General features: G+C 67.1%; 16 protein-coding genes. 9 read left to right on the forward strand and 7 right to left on the reverse strand.

Annotated elements, in window-relative coordinates; genetic code table 11:
* Nucleotide 1: 1 nt before the first annotated feature.
* The 3 genes from J2X54_RS18425 to J2X54_RS18435 are packed head-to-tail and all read right to left on the reverse strand — an operon-like array spanning nucleotide 2 to nucleotide 3,281.
* Nucleotides 2–1,207 carry a cyclopropane-fatty-acyl-phospholipid synthase family protein gene (locus J2X54_RS18425; protein ID WP_310182507.1) on the reverse strand — a complete coding sequence of 402 codons (1,206 nt, stop codon included), beginning with the start codon at nucleotides 1,205–1,207 and terminating at the stop codon, nucleotides 2–4.
* The gene (locus tag J2X54_RS18430) at nucleotides 1,204–1,953 is read right to left on the reverse strand and encodes a DUF1365 domain-containing protein (protein ID WP_404990935.1); all 750 of its coding nucleotides are present in this window, start codon (nucleotides 1,951–1,953) and stop codon (nucleotides 1,204–1,206) included. Before J2X54_RS18430 ends, J2X54_RS18425 begins: the two co-directional genes overlap by 4 nt.
* Before the next feature lie 47 nt (nucleotides 1,954–2,000).
* Entirely contained in the window at nucleotides 2,001–3,281 is a 1,281-nt protein-coding gene (locus J2X54_RS18435) for an FAD-dependent oxidoreductase (RefSeq protein ID WP_310182509.1), read from the reverse strand.
* Nucleotides 3,282–3,386: 105 nt separating this feature from the next.
* Here J2X54_RS18435 and J2X54_RS18440 point away from each other — a divergent pair, with 105 nt between their 5' ends.
* The gene (locus J2X54_RS18440; protein ID WP_310182510.1) at nucleotides 3,387–3,992 is read left to right on the forward strand and encodes a helix-turn-helix domain-containing protein; all 606 of its coding nucleotides are present in this window, start codon (nucleotides 3,387–3,389) and stop codon (nucleotides 3,990–3,992) included.
* A gap of 4 nt (nucleotides 3,993–3,996) precedes the next feature.
* Here J2X54_RS18440 and J2X54_RS18445 read toward each other — a convergent pair whose 3' ends face one another.
* On the reverse strand, nucleotides 3,997–4,590 hold the full coding sequence (locus tag J2X54_RS18445; RefSeq protein ID WP_070251051.1) for a GbsR/MarR family transcriptional regulator: 594 nt from the start codon (nucleotides 4,588–4,590) through the stop codon (nucleotides 3,997–3,999).
* A gap of 110 nt (nucleotides 4,591–4,700) precedes the next feature.
* Between J2X54_RS18445 and cydD the strand changes: the two genes are divergently transcribed.
* From cydD to J2X54_RS18475, 6 genes are all read left to right on the forward strand, one after another.
* Nucleotides 4,701–6,479 (forward strand): thiol reductant ABC exporter subunit CydD, encoded by a 1,779-nt coding sequence (gene cydD, locus J2X54_RS18450; RefSeq protein WP_310182511.1) that lies wholly within the window; start codon nucleotides 4,701–4,703, stop codon nucleotides 6,477–6,479.
* The gene (locus J2X54_RS18455) at nucleotides 6,476–8,155 is read left to right on the forward strand and encodes an ATP-binding cassette domain-containing protein (RefSeq protein WP_310182513.1); all 1,680 of its coding nucleotides are present in this window, start codon (nucleotides 6,476–6,478) and stop codon (nucleotides 8,153–8,155) included. Before cydD ends, J2X54_RS18455 begins: the two co-directional genes overlap by 4 nt.
* Before the next feature lie 46 nt (nucleotides 8,156–8,201).
* On the forward strand, nucleotides 8,202–9,806 hold the full coding sequence (locus J2X54_RS18460) for a cytochrome ubiquinol oxidase subunit I (RefSeq protein WP_310182514.1): 1,605 nt from the start codon (nucleotides 8,202–8,204) through the stop codon (nucleotides 9,804–9,806).
* Between the two features lie 10 nt (nucleotides 9,807–9,816).
* Complete coding sequence (gene cydB / locus J2X54_RS18465; protein WP_310182515.1) at nucleotides 9,817–10,971, forward strand: cytochrome d ubiquinol oxidase subunit II; 1,155 nt, start codon at nucleotides 9,817–9,819, stop codon at nucleotides 10,969–10,971.
* Between the two features lie 21 nt (nucleotides 10,972–10,992).
* Nucleotides 10,993–11,103, forward strand: a complete 111-nt coding sequence (gene cydX, locus J2X54_RS18470; protein ID WP_070248567.1) for a cytochrome bd-I oxidase subunit CydX — start codon at nucleotides 10,993–10,995, stop codon at nucleotides 11,101–11,103.
* A 62-nt stretch (nucleotides 11,104–11,165) separates the two neighbouring features.
* Nucleotides 11,166–11,420 carry a hypothetical protein gene (locus J2X54_RS18475; RefSeq protein WP_310182517.1) on the forward strand — a complete coding sequence of 85 codons (255 nt, stop codon included), beginning with the start codon at nucleotides 11,166–11,168 and terminating at the stop codon, nucleotides 11,418–11,420.
* Here the strand turns inward: J2X54_RS18475 and J2X54_RS18480 are convergent.
* The 3 genes from J2X54_RS18480 to J2X54_RS18490 are packed head-to-tail and all read right to left on the reverse strand — an operon-like array spanning nucleotide 11,417 to nucleotide 17,145.
* A complete protein-coding gene (locus J2X54_RS18480; RefSeq protein WP_310182911.1) occupies nucleotides 11,417–12,802 on the reverse strand; it encodes an efflux transporter outer membrane subunit in 1,386 nt (461 codons plus the stop codon). The genes J2X54_RS18475 and J2X54_RS18480 overlap by 4 nt on opposite strands.
* Nucleotides 12,802–15,957 carry a multidrug efflux RND transporter permease subunit gene (locus tag J2X54_RS18485; protein WP_310182518.1) on the reverse strand — a complete coding sequence of 1,052 codons (3,156 nt, stop codon included), beginning with the start codon at nucleotides 15,955–15,957 and terminating at the stop codon, nucleotides 12,802–12,804. Before J2X54_RS18485 ends, J2X54_RS18480 begins: the two co-directional genes overlap by 1 nt.
* Before the next feature lie 21 nt (nucleotides 15,958–15,978).
* Nucleotides 15,979–17,145, reverse strand: coding sequence for an efflux RND transporter periplasmic adaptor subunit (locus J2X54_RS18490; protein ID WP_310182519.1), 1,167 nt, complete (start codon nucleotides 17,143–17,145; stop codon nucleotides 15,979–15,981).
* A 135-nt stretch (nucleotides 17,146–17,280) separates the two neighbouring features.
* Here J2X54_RS18490 and J2X54_RS18495 point away from each other — a divergent pair, with 135 nt between their 5' ends.
* Both J2X54_RS18495 and J2X54_RS18500 read left to right on the forward strand, forming a co-directional pair.
* A complete protein-coding gene (locus J2X54_RS18495) occupies nucleotides 17,281–18,018 on the forward strand; it encodes a response regulator (protein WP_310182520.1) in 738 nt (245 codons plus the stop codon).
* Nucleotides 18,015–19,094, forward strand: coding sequence for an ATP-binding protein (locus J2X54_RS18500; protein WP_310182521.1), 1,080 nt, complete (start codon nucleotides 18,015–18,017; stop codon nucleotides 19,092–19,094). The genes J2X54_RS18495 and J2X54_RS18500 overlap by 4 nt, the downstream gene beginning before the upstream one ends.
* The last annotated feature ends 52 nt before the right edge of the window (nucleotides 19,095–19,146 follow it).

The following is a 19,146-nucleotide window of genomic DNA, read 5'->3' on the forward strand; positions in this document are numbered from 1 at the left end:
CTCAGGCCTTTTTCAGCAGGAACTGGACCACGTCGGTGCGCCCCTCGTCGAACGCCGCCTCGCAATACGCCAAGTACATATGCCAGATGCGCATGAAGCGCTGGTCGTAGCCTTTCGCGTCGATGGCCGGACGCTTGGCTCGGCAGTCGGCGTCCCAGCGGCGCAGCGTCTCGGCGTAGTCGGGGCCGAAGGCGTAGCGCTCCTGCGGCTGCAGGCCGGCGCGCGCGGCGTGGCGCTCGAAGCGCTCCACGCTGGGCAGCATGCCGCCGGGGAAGATGTACTGCTGGATGAAATCGGCGCTGCTGCGGTAGCGCGGGAAAAATTCTTCGCCGATGGTGATCGACTGCACCAGCGCGCGGCCACCGGGCGCCAGGCGCGCCGCCACGGTCTCGAAATAGCCGGCCCAGTAACGCTCGCCCACCGCCTCGAACATCTCGATCGAGACCACGGCGTCGTACTGGCCATCGAGGTCGCGGTAGTCGCGCAGTTCGAGTTGCGCCAGGTCGCCCAGCTTGAGCGCGGCGATGCGCTGGTGCGCCACCTCCAGCTGCGAGGGCGAGATCGTCACGCCGTGCACCTGTATGCCTTGCTGCGCCGCGTGCACCGCAAATCCTCCCCAGCCGCAGCCGATTTCCAGCACGCGGTCGCCGGCGCGCAGTTGCAGCGTGTCGATGATGCGCTGGTACTTGCGCAGTTGGGCGCTTTCCAGTGCCTGGCTATAGTCGCCGGCAAAGATCGCGCTGGAATAGGTCCAGGTTGAGTCCAGCCACAGCTGGTAGAAATCGTTGCCGATGTCGTAGTGGGCGTGGATGTTGCGTGCACTGCCCTTGCGGCTGTTGGGCCGCAGCCAGTGGCGCAGGCGATACCAGCAGCGCGCCAGGGCGCCGCCGAACAGCATCTGGTCCAATGCCGCCTCGTTGCGCAGGGCCAGCCGCATCAGGGCCGTGAGGTCGGGCGTATCGGCCCAGCCGGCGGCGTAGGCTTCGGCAAAGCCGATGTCGCCAGCGGCCAGGATGCGCTGGCAGGCGCGCCAGTCGTGCACGTGCAGCGCGGCGCCCTCGGTGTCGTGGGCGTTACCGAAGACCATGCGCGCGCCGTCGGGCGTGATCAGTTCCAGGTGGCCGCGGCGGATGCGCGCCAATAATTTCAGGAACATGCGGGCCCCTGCGGGCGCCGCCAACGGCGGGGTCGTCACGGTGGTGGTCATCGGGCGGTCTCCTGGTGTACGGTGGTGTCGGGCAGCCGCGCGGGCGGCTTGCTGAAAAAGGGCACGCGCTTGCGCCACAGGCGCAGCGCTTGCCAATGAATGCGGGCGACGATGGCCACGCCCAGCAGCGGATAGCGCAGCAGGGCGCGGCGGGCGGCGGCGGCGGTGAGCGGCACCGGTCGGCCGCTGACGGCGGTCTTCAGGAGCAGGCCGTCGTCGTCGTGGTAGTCGATGGCGGTGTGCTGCGCCAGCTCGCCGAGCCGGAAGCGGAAGCGGTATTCGCCCTTCACTTCGCAAAATGGTGAAACGTGCAGCAGCTTGGTGGCGATCGCCGTGCCGGCATGGGGGCCGGTCGTCGCCATGCGCAGCAGGTAGCGATGGGTTTCGCCGAATGTGCTGTTCACTTCGGCCAGCACGGCGGCCAGGCGTCCGGCGGCGTCGTAGCACTGCCAGAAGCTGACCGGATTGAAGACATAGCCGGCCACGCGCGGAAAAGTTTGCAGCCAGATTTCGCCGTCTGCATCGATGTCGTGTTCGCGCAGCAGCGCGCGCATCCAGGCGTCGAGGCTGGCGCCGTCGCGGGGGCCGTAGTCGCGGGTGCGCAGCGACAGCGGCCGCCAGCAATCCACGCCGAACCAGCGGCTGGTGAGCGCGCCGGCATCGGCATCGAGCCGTGCCAGGTTCAGGCGCACGTAGCATACCGGGTAGACGAAGCGGTTGCGCGCCGGGCGCAGGCGCTCGTGCATCACCTGGCCGTGCACCAGCTGCGCCGCTGGCGCTGTAACAGAGAGCGTCACGGCAGCACCATCCAGTCGGGCGCCACGTCGAAGGCGGCCGCCACGCGCAGCGCCGACTTCAGGCCGTCTTCGTGGAAGCCGTAACCGGTCCAGGCGCCGGCATACCAGATGCCGTCCTTGCCCTGGATGCTCGGCAGCTGCTGCTGGGCGGCGATGGTGGATTGATCCATGATCGGGTGTTCGTAGTCGAAGCTGGCGTGCACCGTTTCCGGCGCGGGCGGCCTGTGCGGATTGAGCGTGACCAGCACCGGCGTCTCGAACCGCAGGTCCTGCAACTGGTTGAGCCAGTAGGTCACGCACACCGGGCGCTGGCCGTCCTGCGCGGGGCTCGACAGGTAATTCCAGGCCGACCACACCTTGCGCCGGCGCGGCATCAGGCGCACATCGGTGTGCAGCCAGGCGCGGTTGGGCTGGTAGCGCACCCCGCCCAGGATGGCCCGCTCGTCCGCGTCGGCGTCGAGCAGCAGTTCCAGCGTGGTGGGCGCGTGGGTGGCGAAGACCACGGCGTCGAAGACTTCGTCGCCGGCACTGCTGGAAACCACCAGTTGACCGTTTTCACGCCTCACCCCGGCCACCGCACTGGCCACGCGGCGCTCGGGCAGGGTGGCGGCCATCTTGGCCACGTAGTTGCGCGAGCCGCCGGCCACAGTGCGCCATTGCGGGCGGTCGTTTACTTGCAGCAGGCCGTGGTTCAGGCAAAAGCGCAGAAAGGTCGCGGCCGGAAAATCGAGGATGTCGCGCGGTGAACTGGACCAGATGGCGGCGGCCATCGGCAGCATGTAGGCTTCGCGAAAACGCTCGCCATAGCCATGCTGCCGCAGCAGCGCACCAAGCGTGACCGGGGTTTGCAGGCACTGCGCCAGGTAGGCGTCGGCATGGCGGTTGAAGTGCAGGATGTCCTTGATCATGCCGAGGAACGATGGCGACAACAGGTGCGCGCGCTGGGCGAACACGGTGTCGAGACTGGTGCCCGCCCACTCCATGGCGCCATCGTCCATCGACACGCCGAACGACATGTCGCTGGCGATGCTGGCCACGCCCAGTTCCTCGAACAGGGCGATCAGGTTGGGGTAGGTGCGCTCATTGAAAACCAGGAAGCCGGTATCGACGCCGCAGGTGCGGCCCTCGAGCGTGACGTCCACCGTGTTGCTGTGGCCACCGAGGTAGCCGCCCGCTTCGAACAGCACCACGTCGTGCTGGCGGTTGAGAAAATAGGCGCTGCCCAGGCCGGATATACCGGCGCCGATGACGGCGATGCGTTGGCGTGTTGGAGTCATGTATGTATATGATTGTTGTCAATATCGCGACCGTGTTTCTACCTGCGTGATAATATTACTACCAATCAATCATAAACGCTACTGATTAGTAGCGAAATTTAACTCATGAGTATCTTTCCGAAAATAAGCTTTAAAAATCAGGCATTTAAGCTGCGCGAGCAGGCCATTCTCGATGTCACGACGGTGGTGCTGAGCAACAAGGGCTACGACTTGATGACCATGGACGACATCGCGGGCGCGGTCGGCATCTCCAAGCCGAGCCTGTACAAGCACTTCAAGTCGAAGGAGGAGCTGGTAGGGGAGGCGTTGATACGCCTGCTGGAAGGCGCGCTCGATTACGTGGTGGCGCTGGACGCCAACCTCGGTCCGCTGCAAAAATTATCGGCGCTGCTCGAGTGGGCGCTGCGGGTGCGCCTGGACGGCGGCCTGCCGTTTCTGCCCTCGACCAGCGCCCACGTGCGCGAGATGTTGATGCGTAATCTGAAGTACATGCTGCGCGTGAGGAAACTCAATCGCCAGCTCGAGGCCATGGTGGAACAGGCGCAGGAGCAGGGGCTGCTGAGCCGCGACCTGCCCACCGACGTGATCCTGTTCAGCTACTACGCGCGCACCTGTGATCCGGCGGTGGAGTACCTGCAAAAGTACAGCAAGATGTCCAACGACGACATTGTGCGCCACATGCTGAAGGTGGCTTTCGAAGGCTTCCGCTAGTAGTTCAGGAGGATTTGGCCTTACCGCCCAGCAGGCGGTCCTTGGTGCTGAGGAGCTTTTGCACCTTGGCGCCCATCTTCATCAGCTGCGCCAGTGACTCGGGCGACAGGTGCTGCATCTCCTCGAACCAGGTGTTGGCCAGGTCCACCAGTTCGTACATCTCGCGCATGCGCTGCTGGGCGTAGCGGTCGCCAGGCTCGTCCGCCGGCGCCATGAGCGATTCGCGCAACACGGTCAGCGTGGGCGCCACTTCGCGCCGGCGCCGCTCGGCCGCCACCACCTTGAAAATCTGCCAGACATCGCCCAGCGATGAAAAATACTCGCGCCGGTCGCCCGGCAGGCGCGTCTGCCGTATCAAGCCCCAGCCTTGCAATTCCTTCAGACCGATGCTCACGTTCGACCGCGAGAACGCCAGGTGCTCGGCGATTTCGTCCGCGTGCAGCGGCTGCTCGGACACGAACAGCAGCGCATACACCTGTCCCACCGTGCGGTTGAATCCCCAGCGGCTGCCCATCTCGCCGAAGTGGCTGATGAAGCCCTGGGCCAGTGGCGTCATCTGGAAGTTGTTTGGCGTCGGTGCGGCTGGGGTATTGGGCATGGTGGACGTCTCCGTGTTTAAAAGTGATGTACATCATCGTTTCGGCGTATTATACTAAAAATCGAATTTACAAGAATTTCTGAAAACTCAGTAATTACAGGATGTTTATCATGTCTTCCGCAAGTGTTTCCCCGCCGGTGTTCGTCGTTCCCCGCCTGCCCGCGATGGTGCAGGGCGCCGCCGCCCTCGCGTGGTTGCCGCAGGCGGCGCTGCTGGCATGGGCGGTACAGGGCATGGTGGCAGGTACTGGCTGGCGTGCCGCGCTGCTGCCGGCAGCGGTCATCCTGGTGCTGGGCGTGCTGCGCGCGCTGGCCGAGGCCTGGGGCGCGCGCACGATGTACGCTGCGGCGCGCAGCCATTTGTCGGCGCTGCGCGCTGGCGCAATCGCAGCGCTGGCGCGCCGTTCGCCGCTGGACCGCGACCGCGCCCGGTCGGGGCAGGCCGCCAGCGTACTGGCCGAGCAGGCCGAAGCCGTGGTGCCTTACCTGGTGCGCTTCCAGCCCGCGCGCTGGAAGGCCGTGCTGGCGCCGCTGGCGATCCTGGCCGCCATCGCGCCGTTGTCGTGGATCGCTGCGCTGGTGCTGCTGGTGGCAGCGCCCCTGATACCGGTGTTCATGGCGCTGGTGGGCATGGGCGCACAAGCGGCCAGTCGCGCCCACATGGTGGAGCTGGGCGGCATGAACGCCTTCCTGCTCGACCGCCTGCGCGGCCTGGCGACCTTGCGCGCGCTGGACGCGGTGGACGCCACCGCCACCCGCCTGGGCGATACCGCGCAGTCGCTGCGCCGCCGCACCATGGCCGTGCTGCGCATTGCGTTTTTGTCGTCGGCGGTGCTGGAGCTGTTCTCGGCGCTGGGCGTGGCGATGGTGGCCGTGTATATCGGCTTTTCGCTGCTGGGCACCCTGGACGTCGGCGCCTGGGGTGCACAGCTGACGCTGGCCCAGGGGCTGTTCATCCTGCTGCTGGCGCCGGCGTTTTTCGAACCGCTGCGCGAGCTGGCTGCGGTGTGGCATGACAAGGCGGCCGGGGAGGCGGGGCTGGCCGGCTTGCGCGACCTGGCGGCCGATGGCGTGATGCTGATCGGGGACGCCAACGGCGCAGCCGCCGCCGTTAGCGACACCGTTAGCGCCGCTGTCGGCACCGCTGTCGGCACTGGTGCGCGCGCCGGCTCGGGCGCGGCCAGCCAATCTGCGCGCACCGCGATCAACGGTCTTCCAGCAAGGTCGGCGCCAGCAGTCGAGGTCTGCTCCCTGCAGTTCGCCCACGCCGGCGAGCAAGCGCTGTTCGATGGCTTTTCCCTCACCGTGCGCCCCGGCGAACACGTGGCCCTGCTGGGCGCGAGCGGCGCCGGCAAGACCACTTTGCTGGCGCTGCTCGCGGGCCTGCTGCCGACGGACGGCGGCGCCATCCGCATCGGCGGCGTGGAGCTGGCCGAGCAAAGCGCCGCCACGCTGCGCCGGCGCATGGCCTGGATGGGGCAGCGCCCGCACGTCTTCAACGCCTCGGTGTCAGACAATATCACTCTCGGTCGTCCGGTCGATGCCAGCCTGGCGGTCTCCGATGCGTTGCACCTGGCCGAACTGGGCGCCGTGGGGCAAGCGCAGCCCGGCGTGATGCTGGCCGACGGCGGCCACGGCCTGTCCGGGGGCGAAGCCGTGCGCCTGGCACTGGCGCGAGTGGTCGTGTGGCCGCACGCCGACCTGCTGCTGGTGGACGAACCGACCGCGCATCTCGACAGCGAAACCGCCGCCCGCGTGACCGACGCCCTGCTGGCGCTGGCCAGGGGCAAGACCCTGCTGGTCGCCACCCACGACCCGGTACTGGCCGCGCGTCTGCACCGCGCCATCGACCTGTCCGCGCGCACCACGCCGCAAAGGAGTATTGCATGAAGGCCGCCCCACACACCGCGCTGCGCCAGCTGCTACTGGCGGAACCGAGGCGCCTGCTGCTGGGCGCCGCGCTGGCGGCGTTGACCACGCTGGGCGGCATGGCCTTGCTTGGCCTGTCCGGCTGGTTCATCACCGCCACGGCGATTGCCGGCATGAGCGCCTCGACCGCCTTCATGTTCGATGTGTTCGCCCCATCGGCCGGCATCCGCCTGCTGGCGCTGGGCCGTACCGGTACCCGTTACGCCGAACGGCTGGTCACGCACGACGCGACCTTCGGCGCGTTGGCCCAATTGCGGGTGCGGCTGTTCCGCGGCTGGTCGCGGCCCGATGCCGCCAGCCGCCTGCTGCGCAGCCCTGCCAAGTTGCTGTTCCGCCTCACTGCCGACATCGATGCGCTCGAGTCGCTCTACCTGCGCCTGCTGGTACCCGCCGCTACCGCATTGAGCGCAGCGGCGCTGGCCGGCGTGGCGCTCGGCTTGATGCAGTGGCAGCTGGGCATGGTGCTGGGCCTGTGGCTGCTGGTGTGCGGCAGCGCGATCACCGCGCTACTGCTCAAGAGCGCAATCCGTCCCGGCGTGGCCCGCTCGCGCGCGGTGGAAGCGCTGCGCGCCCGCGCCATCGACCTGGTGGCCGGCCAGACCGAGCTGGCGATGGCCGGACGCCTGTACGCCCAGTGCCAGGCGCTGGCCCGCACCGACCAGGCGCTGGCCCGGGCCGACCTGGCCTTGATGCTGCGCGACACTCGCGCCGGCGCCGCATTCGGCATCGCCGGCAGCGCCACCCTGGCGGCGGTGCTGCTGGCCTCGGCCGCCCTGGTCGAGTATCGCGCCATGCCGGTGCCGCTGGCTGCGCTGGCCATCCTGATCGCGCTCGCTGCGATGGAGCCTTTTGCCGGCCTGCGGCGCGGCGCGCTGGAAGCCGGGCGCTTGTGGCTGGCGATGAAGCGGCTCGGGCCCGCGCTGGCAGCGGGTGCCGATGCTGATGTCCGCACTGGTACCGACGGTGACATCGTTTTCGACAAGGTATCGGCCGCACCATCGGGAACATCCCCGCTGGTCCACGCCATCGACCTGCGCATCGTCGCCGGCGAGCGCGTGGCGCTGGTAGGCCCCAGCGGCGCCGGCAAATCGACCTTGCTGGCATTGATTGCCGGCGAGATCGCGCCGCTCACCGGCAACGTGCAGGCACCGGCAGCCTGCCTGTTCACCCAGCGCACGGAGCTGTTCCAGGACAGCGTGGGCGACAACCTGCGCCTGGCCGCGCCCGACGCCGACGATGACCTTTTGTGGCAAGCCTTGCACAAGGCGGGGCTGGCAGAGCAGGTGCGCAGCTTCGGCAAGGGGCTGGAGACCATGCTGGGCGAGGGCGGACTGGGACTGTCGGGCGGCCAGGCGCGGCGACTGGCCCTGGCGCGGCTGCTGCTGCATCCGTCGCGGGTATGGCTGCTCGACGAAGCGACCGAGGCGCTCGATGCCGCTACCGCGCACGACGTTTTGCAGCGCCTGGACCGACACGCGCGCGACCATGGCCAGACCGTGATCATCGCCACCCACCTGCGGCGCGAGGCGGCGCTGGCCGACCGGCTGGTGGGCGTGCGCCATGGCCGCATCGCTTTTGATGTGCGGCGCGGGACCGGCAATTTCGACGCCGCGCTGGCCGCGCTGCGGCAGGACTGAATCAGACACCAATCATCATAATTATTGTAATAACCAGGGAAACATCATGGACTTCGATATCGTCGCCTTATCCAGGCTGCAGTTCGCGCTCACTGCGCTGTACCACTTTTTGTTCGTGCCGCTCACCATCGGCCTGTCCATCATCCTCGCCATCATGGAGACCGTGTACGTCATGACCGGCCGCACCATCTGGCGCGACATGGTCAAGTTCTGGGGCGTGCTGTTCGGGATTAACTTCGCCATGGGTGTGGCCACCGGCATCGTCATGGAATTCCAGTTCGGGATGAACTGGAGCTATTACAGCCACTACGTCGGCGACATCTTCGGCGCGCCGCTGGCCATCGAGGGTCTGATGGCATTCTTCCTCGAAGCCACCTTCGTCGGCCTGTTCTTCTTCGGCTGGGACAAGCTGTCCAAGCGCGCGCACCTGGTGGTGACCTGGCTGGTGGCGCTCGGCTCCAACCTGTCGGCGCTGTGGATCCTGATCGCCAACGGCTGGATGCAGAACCCGGTCGGCGCGGCGCTCAACCCGCAAACCATGCGCATGGAAGTGACCGACTTTGGCGCCGTGCTCACCAACCCGGTGGCGCAGGCCAAGTTCGTGCACACGGTATCGGCCGGCTACACGGTGGCCGCCATCTTCGTGCTGGGCATCTCGGCATGGTACCTGCTCAAGGGCCGCCACGTGGCGCTGGCCAGGCGCTCGATGACGGTGGCCGCCGCGTTCGGCCTGGCCGCGTCCCTGTCGGTGGCGGTACTCGGCGACGAGAGTGGCTACCAGTCGTCGGAACACCAGAAAATGAAACTGGCCGCCATCGAAGCGATGTGGGAAACGGAGCCGGCGCCTGCCGCCTTCACCGCCTTCGGCTTCCCCGACCAGCAAGCGCGCGAGACGCACTATGCGCTGCACATTCCGATGGTGATGGGCCTGATCGGCACCCGCTCACTCGATACCGAGATTCCCGGCATTGCCGAGTTGGTCGAGCGCGGTGAAGACACCATCCGCGATGGCATCGTCGCCTACGATGCGCTGCAAACCATCCGCGCCGTGGCGCCGGGCAGGGCCATGCCGGCCGAGGCTAAAGCGGTCTTCGAAGAAAAGGGGCACGCGCTGGGCTACGCTCTGCTGCTCAAGCGCTACGTGGACGATCCAAGACTGGCCACGCCGGCGCAGATCCACCAGGCTGCCCTCGACACGGTGCCACCGGTGGCGCCGTTGTTCTGGTCGTTCCGCGTGATGGTTGGTTTGGGCATGTTCTTCATCGCCCTGACCGCGACTTTTTTTGTCCTGTCGGTGCGCCGCACGCTCGACCAGCACCGCTGGCTGCTGAAGGTGGCCGTACTGGCGATCCCGCTGCCTTGGGTGGCCGCCGAAGCTGGCTGGATCGTGGCCGAACTGGGACGCCAGCCATGGGTGATCGAAGGCGTGCTGCCGACTGCCATGGCCGTGTCGCACCTGGGCGTGGCGACCTTGCTGACCACGATCGCCGGCTTTGCCGCGATCTACACCGTGCTCCTGGTGATCGAAATGAAGCTGATGCTCAAGGCGATCAGCAAGGGGCCGGAGGAATTCACGGTGGCTGCGGTGCCGTCGCTGCCCAAACCACGTCCCCCTGCCGCACCAGCGGTCAACCAACCCCATTCCGCTTAAGGAGCGCATCATGATCCTGCATGAATTAGTGTCGTACGAAACCCTGCGCCTGGTGTGGTGGGTGCTGCTTGGCGTGCTGCTGATCGGCTTTGCCGTCACCGATGGTTTCGATCTCGGCACCGGCATGCTGCTGCCGTTCGCCGGCAAGACCGACCTGGAACGGCGCGTCATCATCAACAGCATCGGCCCGGTGTGGGAGGGCAACCAGGTGTGGCTGATCCTCGGTGGCGGCGCCATCTTCGCCGCGTGGCCGCAGCTGTACGCGGTGTCGTTCTCGGGCTTCTACCTGGCCATGTTCGTGATCCTGGTGGGGTTGATACTGCGCCCGGTCGCCTTTAAATTCCGCAGCAAGCGCGAAGACCCGCGCTGGCGCGCCCGCTGGGACTGGGCGCTGTTCTTCTCCGGCGTAGTCCCGGCCCTGATCTTCGGCGTGGCGGTCGGTAACGTGCTGCTCGGCGTGCCGTTCCGGTTCACCGACGATATGCACATCCTGTACGAAGGCACGTTCCTCGGCCTGCTCAATCCCTTCGCACTGCTGTGCGGCCTGGTGTCGGTGGCCATGCTGGCGATGCACGGCGCGGCGTGGCTGCAACTGAAAACTGACGGTCTTGTGGCTGACCGCGCGCGCCGCTACGGCAGCGTGGCCGCGATTGCCACCGTGGTGCTGTACGCGGCAGCCGGCGTGGTGCTGTGGCAGGCGGTCGATGGTTACCGCATTACCAGCGCCATCGTCACCGAAGGCCCATCGAACCCGCTGTTCAAGACCGCGCAAGTGGCCACCGGTGCCTGGTTCGCCAACTTCGACAACCATCGCTGGACCTGGGCCGCACCGGTACTGGGCCTGGTCGCGTCGCTGCTGGCGCTGGCCCTGATGCGCGCGCGGCGCGGCGGCCTGGCGCTGCTGGCATCCGGCGCGGCAATCGCCGGCATCATCCTGGGCGTGGGCGCGGCGATGTTCCCGTTCATCCTGCCGTCGTCGCTCGACCCGCGCGCCAGCCTGACGGTATGGGATTCGTCGTCGAGCCACCTGACGCTGTTCATCATGCTGGTGGTGTCGAGCGTGTTCATTCCGCTGATCGTGGCGTATACCAGCTGGGTATACAAGGTCTTGTGGGGCAAGGTCGATGGCGCGGCGATTGCCGACCAGCGCGGCCATGCCTATTAATTTTCGATAAAGGAGTCAATCATGTGGTATTTCGCCTGGATTCTGGGGCTGCCGCTGGCAGCGATGTTTGGGGTGCTCAATGCGATGTGGTACGAGATGGCGGAGGATGATGCCGAGGCGGCCCTGCGTTAGCCGCGCGCCACGCCCGGTATCACTGCGGTTATATTGGCTAACCAACTTTCAGGAGGTGCATCATGCCAATCAAAACCGTCGATGAATACCAGGTCGAATACGTGGCCGAGGCGCTGGAGGGCAGCGACCAGTGGGGCGCGTTCGTTTCCATTTCGGCGCCTTCGGCCACGCCCATGCACATGAACGTGATTCATGAACGCCAGCGGGTGGCGGCCGACCAGGTGTTCGCCAGCGCGGACGAAGCCGAGGCGGCCGCCGAGCAGGCGGCGATGGCGCTGCTCGAGCAGGTGCGCAATCCGGCGCCACCACCGAACTAACCCTCCGCACCACCCCCCAGGGCCTTGTACAGCGCCACTGCTGACCGGAACTGCTCGCGTCGCAGGTCGAGCAGCGTACCTTGCGCTGCATATGACTGGCGCTGGGCGTCGAGCAGCTCCAGTCGGCTGTCCTGGCCGGCGCCGTAGCGCAGCTTCGACAGCCGTTCGCGCAGCTGGGCCGCTTCCACCACCCGTTGCTGGGCTTCGATTTGCAGACGGTAGGTCTGGCTGCCGGCCAGCCCGTCGGCCACTTCGCGAAAGGCCGACTGGATCGCCCGTTCGTACTGCACCACCGCGATCGACTTGCGCACTTCGGCCAGGCGCAGCTCGGCGTTCAGCTGGCCGGCGTTGAAGATCGGTTGCGTCAGCTGCGGCGCGAACGACCAGGTACGCTGGCTGCCGCGGAACAGGCCACCGATTTCCGGGCTGGCGAAGCCCAGTTGCGCGGTGAGCGAGATGCGCGGGAAGAACGCTGCGCGGGCCGCGCCGATATCGGCGTTGGCGGCCACCAGCACGTGCTCGGCCTGGATGATGTCGGGCCGCCGCGCCAGCAGGTCCGATGGCAGTCCGGCGGGCAGGGCGGTGAGTACCGGCTGCGCTGACAGCGCCGCGCCGTCCGGCAAGCCGGCGGGGACGGGAGCGCCTACCAGCAGTTCCAGGTTGTTGCGCGCCAGGCGCAGCGCGCGGTCGCGTGCCTGCAGGTCCGCTTCGGCCGTTGCCACCTGGCCGCGCGCCTGGGCCAGGTCGATGCCGCTGCGTTGCTGCGCCGTGTGCAGGCGTTCGGTGAGCGCCTGCGACTGGCGCCAGTCGTCCAGGGTGCGCTGCGTGAGCTGCGCCTGCTCCTGTGCCAGCCGCTGTTCGAGGTAGGCGTCCGCCACCGCCGCGATCAGGGTCAGGCGCGCGGCGCGCTGGCCTTCCACCGACGCCAGGTAGCGCGCGAAGGCGGCGTCCGACAACGAGCGCAGGCGGCCGAAGAAATCGAGCTCGAAGGCATTGATCGCCAGGCCGGCGCTGCTGCTTTCCTGGATCGCGCGCGGCTGCAAGTCGCTGGCGCTGATGCGCTGGCGCGCAGCGCCAGCGGCCACGTCCACCCTCGGCAGCCGGTTGGCGTCCTCGATGCGGTACTGCGCCTGGACTGCAGCGACATTGAGCGCAGCTGCGCGCAGATCGCGGTTGTTGGCCAGCGCCAGTTCCACCAGTTGTTGCAGGCGCGGGTCGGGCAGCATGGTGCGCCAGGGCATGTCGGCGCCGTTGCCAATGTTGGGGGCAGTGGCGTCGGCATAGCTTGCCGCCACCGGCAGCGCCGGCTTTTCCAGCGTGGGCGCCAGCGTACATGCCGACAGCGCGGCGGCCACGAAAACAGTCATCAATTTATGGCGCATCATGGCGCTTGCTCCTCGAGCGTGGTGGCGGCCGATGGCTGCCGGGGCCCGCGCCAGCGCGCCAGGCGCTCGGCGCCGCCCACCACCACGACAAAAAATACCGGGACAAAGAAAATCGCCAGCACGGTGGCGGCCACCATGCCGCCGAACACGCCGGTACCGATCGCGTGCTGGGTTTCGGCGCTGGCGCCGGTCGCCAGCATCAGCGGCACCACGCCCAGCGTAAATGCCAGCGACGTCATCAGGATCGGCCGCAGGCGCAGGCGCGCCGCTTCGATGGCCGCTTCCACCAGGCTTTTGCCTTCCGCATGCAGTTGGCGCGCAAATTCGACGATCAGGATCGCGTTCTTGGCCGACAGGCCGATGATGGTGATCATGCCGACCTTGAAGAACACATCGTTCGGCATGCCGCGCAAGCCCACCGCGAGCAGGGCGCCCAGCAGGCCCAGTGGCACCACCAGCATGACCGAGACCGGAATCGCCCAGCTTTCGTACAGCGCGGCCAGCACCAGGAACACCACCAGCATCGACAGCGCCATCAGCATTGGCGCCTGCGACGCCGACTCCTTCTCTTGCAGCGACTGTCCGGCCCAGGTCACGCCGAAGCCGGGCGGCAGTTGCGCAGCGAGGCGCTCCATCTCGGCCATGGCGGCACCGCTCGACACACCGGGCGCCGCACCGCCGCTGATGCGGCTCGACAGGTAGCCCTGGAAGCGCACCAGTTGCAGCGGCGTTTGCTGCCACACCGGCTGGACGACTTCCCGTAGCGCCACCATGCCGCCATCGCTGTTACGAATGCGCAGCGCGAGCAGGTCGTCGACCTGCATGCGCGCCGGGGCGTCGGCTTGCACGATCACCTGCTGCATGCGGCCGGAGTTGGGAAAGTCGTTCACGTAAGTCGAGCCGGTGGCGGTGGTGAGCATGTCGCTCACGGCAGCAAACGACACGCCCAGCGCCTCGGCCTTTTTGCGGTCGATCTCCAGGCGTACGCTGGCGCCGGGCGGCAAACCGTCCGGGTACACCGCCGCCAGCAGCGGGCTTTGCGCAGCCAGTGCCAGTAGCCGGTTCTGCGCTGCCTGCAGCGCGGCGGCGCCGTGGTTGGCGCGGTCCTGCAGGCGTAGCACGAAGCCGGACGAGTTGCCCAGTTCGTCGATGGCTGGCGGCAGCACCGACATGATCATGCCTTCACGCGCGGTAGCCATCGCCAGCTGCGCTTGCAGCACTTCTTCCTGGGCGCTGGCGCCGTCGCGCTTCGACCAGTCGTTAAGCATGGTGAACGCCAACGCCGCATTGGGGCCGGAGCCGGAGAAACCAAAGCCCAGTACCGACTGATTGACCTCGATGCCGGGACGGCTGGCCACGTGCTGCTCGTACTGCTCGACTACCTCCAGCGTGCGGCCGGTGGTGGCGTCGGACGGCAACTGGAACGAGGTGATGAAATAGCCCTGGTCCTCTTCCGGCAAAAAGGCCGACGACAACCGCGTAAAGCCCCAGGCCACGGCGGCGGCAATGACCGCGTACAGCAGCATCATGCGGCCGCCGCGCTTGAGCAGCAGCGTGGTGCCGGCCGCATAGCGCACCGTCAAGCGCTCGAAACCGCGGTCGAACCAGCCGAAGAAGCCTTTTTTGACATGGTCGTCGGGACCGATGGGCTTGAGCATGGTGGCGCACAGCGCCGGTGTGAGCGTGAGCGCCAAAAACGCCGAGAACAGGATGGATACCGCCATCGCCACCGTGAACTGGCGGTAGATCACGCCGACCGAACCGGCGGCCAGCGCCATCGGGATGAACACGGCCGTGAGCACCGCCGTGATGCCTACCACGGCGCCGCTGATCTCCTTCATGGCGCGCGATGTGGCCTCGCGCGGCGACAGGCGCTCGGTGGCCATCAACCTTTCCACGGCTTCCACCACCACGATGGCGTCATCGACGATGATGCCGATCGCCAGCACCATGCCGAACATGGTGAGCACGTTGATCGAATAGCCGGCTACCGCCATCACGGCAAAAGTGCCCATCAGCGCAATCGGCGCGACAATCGCGGGTATCACCGTGTAGCGTACCTTTTGCAGGAACAGATACATCACCAGGAATACCAGCACCATGGCCTCCACCAGCGTGGTCACCACTTTTTCGATCGAGATCTTGACGAAGGGCGCGGTGTCGAACGGCACCGAATAGGTCATCCCGGCCGGCATCGACTTGGCCAGTTCCTCCATCCGTGCACGGATGCCGGCGGCGGTGGCTACGGCGTTGGCGCCGGGCGAAAGCGAAACCGCCGCGCCGGCCGATTCCACGCCGTTTTCGCGCGTCTGGAAGCTGTAGCTTTGCGCACCCAGTTCCACCCGCGCCACATCTGCCAGCGTGACCAGCGAGCCGTCGCGGCCTGCGCGCAGCACGATGGCGGAGAATTCCTGGGCGTTGCACAGCTGGCCCTGTACCGTCAGCGGCGTGGTAACGCGCTGGCCGGGCACGGACGGCGTGTCGCCTACCCGGCCCGGCGCGATCTGCACGTTCTGGGCGGCGATGGCGGCGGTGACATCGCCCATCGAGACGTTATGGGCGGTCAGTTTCGCGGGATCGACCCAGACCCGCATCGCCCGTTCGGCGCCGAACAGCTGCACCTTGCCCACGCCGGGCACGCGGCGCAGTTCTTCGATGACGTTGCGCGCCAGGTAGTCGCCCAGTTCGAGCGCGTCGGCGCCTTTGCCTTGCCTGTCATCGGCGTTCATGCTGATGATCATCAGGAAGCCGGAAGACGCCGATTCCACCGTCACGCCGTTCTGGCGCACCGATTGCGGCAGGCGCGGTTCGATCGACTTGAGGCGGTTTTGCACGTCCACCTGCGCCAGCTCCGGGTTGGTGCCGGGCTTGAAGGTGACGGTGATCGAGGCCGAACCCGAGGTGTCGGTAGACGACTCGTAGTACAGCAGGTTTTTGACGCCCGACAGTTCGCGTTCGATCAGCGCCACCACCGCGTCGTTCATGGTTTGCGGCGAGGCACCGGGATAGACTGCGCTGATGGTCACGCTGGGCGGCGCCACCGACGGAAAGCGGGCAATCGGCAGGTTGGGCAGCGCGATCAGGCCGAACAGCACGATGAAAATGGCGACCACCCAGGCGAAGATGGGGCGGTTGATGAAAAATTGTGACATGGGGATTCTCTTTCAGTGCGATCAGCGTTGCGCAGTTTTCGGCGCGGCCGACTGCCACCGGTGCGGCGCCGCTTGCACGCCGTCCTGCAGCCGCTCCTGGCCTTCAACCACCAGGATGTCGCCATCCTTGAGGCCTGCGCGGATCACGTACTGGTGGTTGATCACCGGACCCACCTCGATCTTGCGCAGGCTGGCCTTGTGGTTTTTGTCGAGCGTCCAGGCCAGCGCTTCGCCATCGGGGCCGCGCTGCACCGCCTGCTGTGGCGCCATCAGTTCGTTCGAGGTGGCGCCACGGGCGATGCGCGCGCGCACGAACATCCCGGGCAGCAGAGCGCGGTCGGCGTTGTCCACCAGGATGCGCAGGGTGGCGTCGCCGGTGCCGGCGTCCACGCTGATGTCGGAGAACAGGATGCGCGCCTTGGCGGCATACGGCTTGCCGTCAGCATCGAGAATGGTGACTGCGACGCCATCGGGCGCGCGCGTGCCCAGCGCATGGATCGACGCGATCATCGCCGCCGGCTGGCGCACGTCCACGTACACCTGGTCGGTCTGCTGGATGCGCGCCATGGGGGTGGCGTCGAGCTGGCCCACCAGCGCGCCTTCGGTCACCAGTTCCGAGCCGATACGGCCGGAGATCGGCGCCTGCACGGTGGCAAAGGCTACGTCCAGGCGGCGCCGTTCCAGCGTGGCGCGGGCCTGCGCCACACTGGCGGCAGCCAGGTCGCGCTCGGAGACGGCGTCGTCGAACGACTGGCGGCTGATGGCGTCGGCCTCGATCAGCGGTTGCAGGCGTTCGGCCTGGCGCGTGGTGCGCACCAGCGTGGCTTGCGCGTGTTGGAGCGACGCTGCGGCGGAATCGAACTCCGCTTTCAGCGGCGCGGGGTTGAGCTGGAACAGCGGCTGGCCGGCCTTCACTTCGGCGCCCTGTTGGAACAGGCGGCGCAGCACGATGCCGCCCACTTGCGGACGGATGTCGGCGGTGCGCAACGCCGACACGCGGCCGGGCAGGTCGTCGCTGAGGGTGACTGCGGCAGGCTTGAGGGCGATGACGGTCACGCCTGGCGGCGGTGCGGCGGCCGGCGTGGCCTCTTGTCCGGAGCAGGCGGCCAGGGCCAGGGTCAGGGTCAGAGCCAGAGCGGCGGCGATCATCAAGGGCCATTTCTTCAGCAAGGTATGCATAGTTGTCATGTCTGTGTGGTCGTGCGGCGAGACTACGCCTGGCACATGCAAGTTCGATGGGGGAAGTGTGGAGATTGGATGGAGGCGATCGATATATTTTCGGCGCTGGCAAACGCGCGGCCGGCGGCGTTATCATGCAAGCCTATGCACAAACCTCCCGATAATATGGAAGCCCACACGGAGTCCCACCAGGCGCTGGTGCTGGTGGCCGAAGACGAAACCGAAATCGCCCAGATCCTGTTGGCCTACCTGGCGCGCTCCGGCTTGCGCGTGGCGCACGCCGCCGACGGCCAGGCGGCGCTCGACATGCACCTGGCGCTCAAACCCGACCTGGTGCTGCTCGACGTGATGATGCCTCGCCACGATGGCTGGGCGGTGCTGTCCGAGCTGCGCCGGCGCGGCCATACCGCCGTCATCATGCTCACCGCGATGGACCAGGATATCGACAAGCTCACCGGCCTGCGCATCGGCGCCGACGACTACATCGTCAAGCCGTTCAATGCCGCCGAGGTGGTGGCGCGTACGCTGGCCGTGCTGCGCCGCACGCGGCAGGGTGGCGCGCAGCCGCACCGGCTGCTGCGCGCGGAAGGCATCGAGGTCGATCTGGAACATTACGAGGCGGCCGTGTGCGGCGCGGCGGGCCGGCAGCTGCTGGCATTGACGATTACCGAGTTCCGCCTGCTGGCGCACATGGCGCGTGCGCCCAAGCGGGTATTTACCCGCACCGAGCTGCTGGCCGCTTGCCTGCCCGAGGGCGAAACACTGGAACGCACGGTGGACAGCCACCTGAGCAAACTGCGCAAGAAGGTGGAAGGCGCCGGCGGCGCCGGGCTGCTCGAGAGCGTGCGCGGCGTCGGTTACCGGCTGGGGGGCGGCGCATGAAATTCCGCATGGGCCTGGGGCGCCAGATCACGTTGTCGATGTCGCTGCTGACGCTGCTGATCATCGTGCTGTTGCAAATCAGCTCCAGCATCCTGTACGCGATGCTGCTGCGCTACCAGCCCGAGTTGTTCGCCGACCCGGACAACTACATGCCCACGCTGCCGGAGTGGCTGTACATGGGAATCTCGACCATCATCGCGGTGATCATCGCCATGGTGGCGGCGGGGCGGCTCTCGCGGCGCATTCTGGCGCCGCTCAACGCCGTTGCCGCCAGCCTGCGCCGCGTGGCCGGCGGCGACCTGTCCGCGCGCGCCGCCGTCGATGACCGTCCGATCGGCGAGGCCTCGCAACTGGTGGAAGACTTCAACAGCATGGCCGAGCGCCTGCAGCACATGGAGCAGGAGCGCGGCTTCTGGAACGCCGCCATCGCCCATGAGTTGCGCACGCCGGTCACCATCCTGCGCGGCCGCCTGCAGGGCTTTACGGACGGCGTATTCATGCCCGACCAGGCGCAGTTCCGCAGCCTGCTCACCCACGTCGAGGGCCTGGGCCGGCTGATCGAGGACTTGCGCATGGTGGCGCTGGCCGGTAGCGGTCACCTGGAGCTGCACCTGCTGGAGACGGCGTTGGCCGACGACATCGCCACCGTGATCGCGCTGGCCGGTCCGGCCTTGCAGGCTGCCGGCTTCAGCATCGAGGTGGCAACGCAAAGCGACACGATGTTGTGCGATCCGATGCGCATGCGCCAGGCCTTGCTGGCGTTGCTCGAAAACGCCCGCCGTCATGCCACGCCCGGCCGCCTGCGCATCGGCGCCGCCGTGGCGGACGGCATGTGCGTGCTGCGGGTGGAAGACGAGGGACCAGGCATTGCGCCGGAATTGGCGCTGCACGTGTTCGAAGCGTTCCAGCGCGGCGAGCAATCGCGCTCGCGCGAGAGTGGCGGCACCGGCCTGGGGCTGGCGGTGGTGGGCGCCATCGCCAAGGCGCATGGCGGTCAGGCCACGTGTCGGCCATCGATCATGGGCGGTACGCTGTTCGAACTGCGCTGGCCGGCGCACGATGTTCACGCACCGTAGCCACGCACGGTAATCACGTACGGGAGACACGTAGCGCTTGAGAGTTTAATGA

The organism is Duganella sp. 3397, assembly GCF_031456625.1.
Lineage (GTDB): Bacteria > Pseudomonadota > Gammaproteobacteria > Burkholderiales > Burkholderiaceae_D > Rugamonas > Rugamonas phyllosphaerae.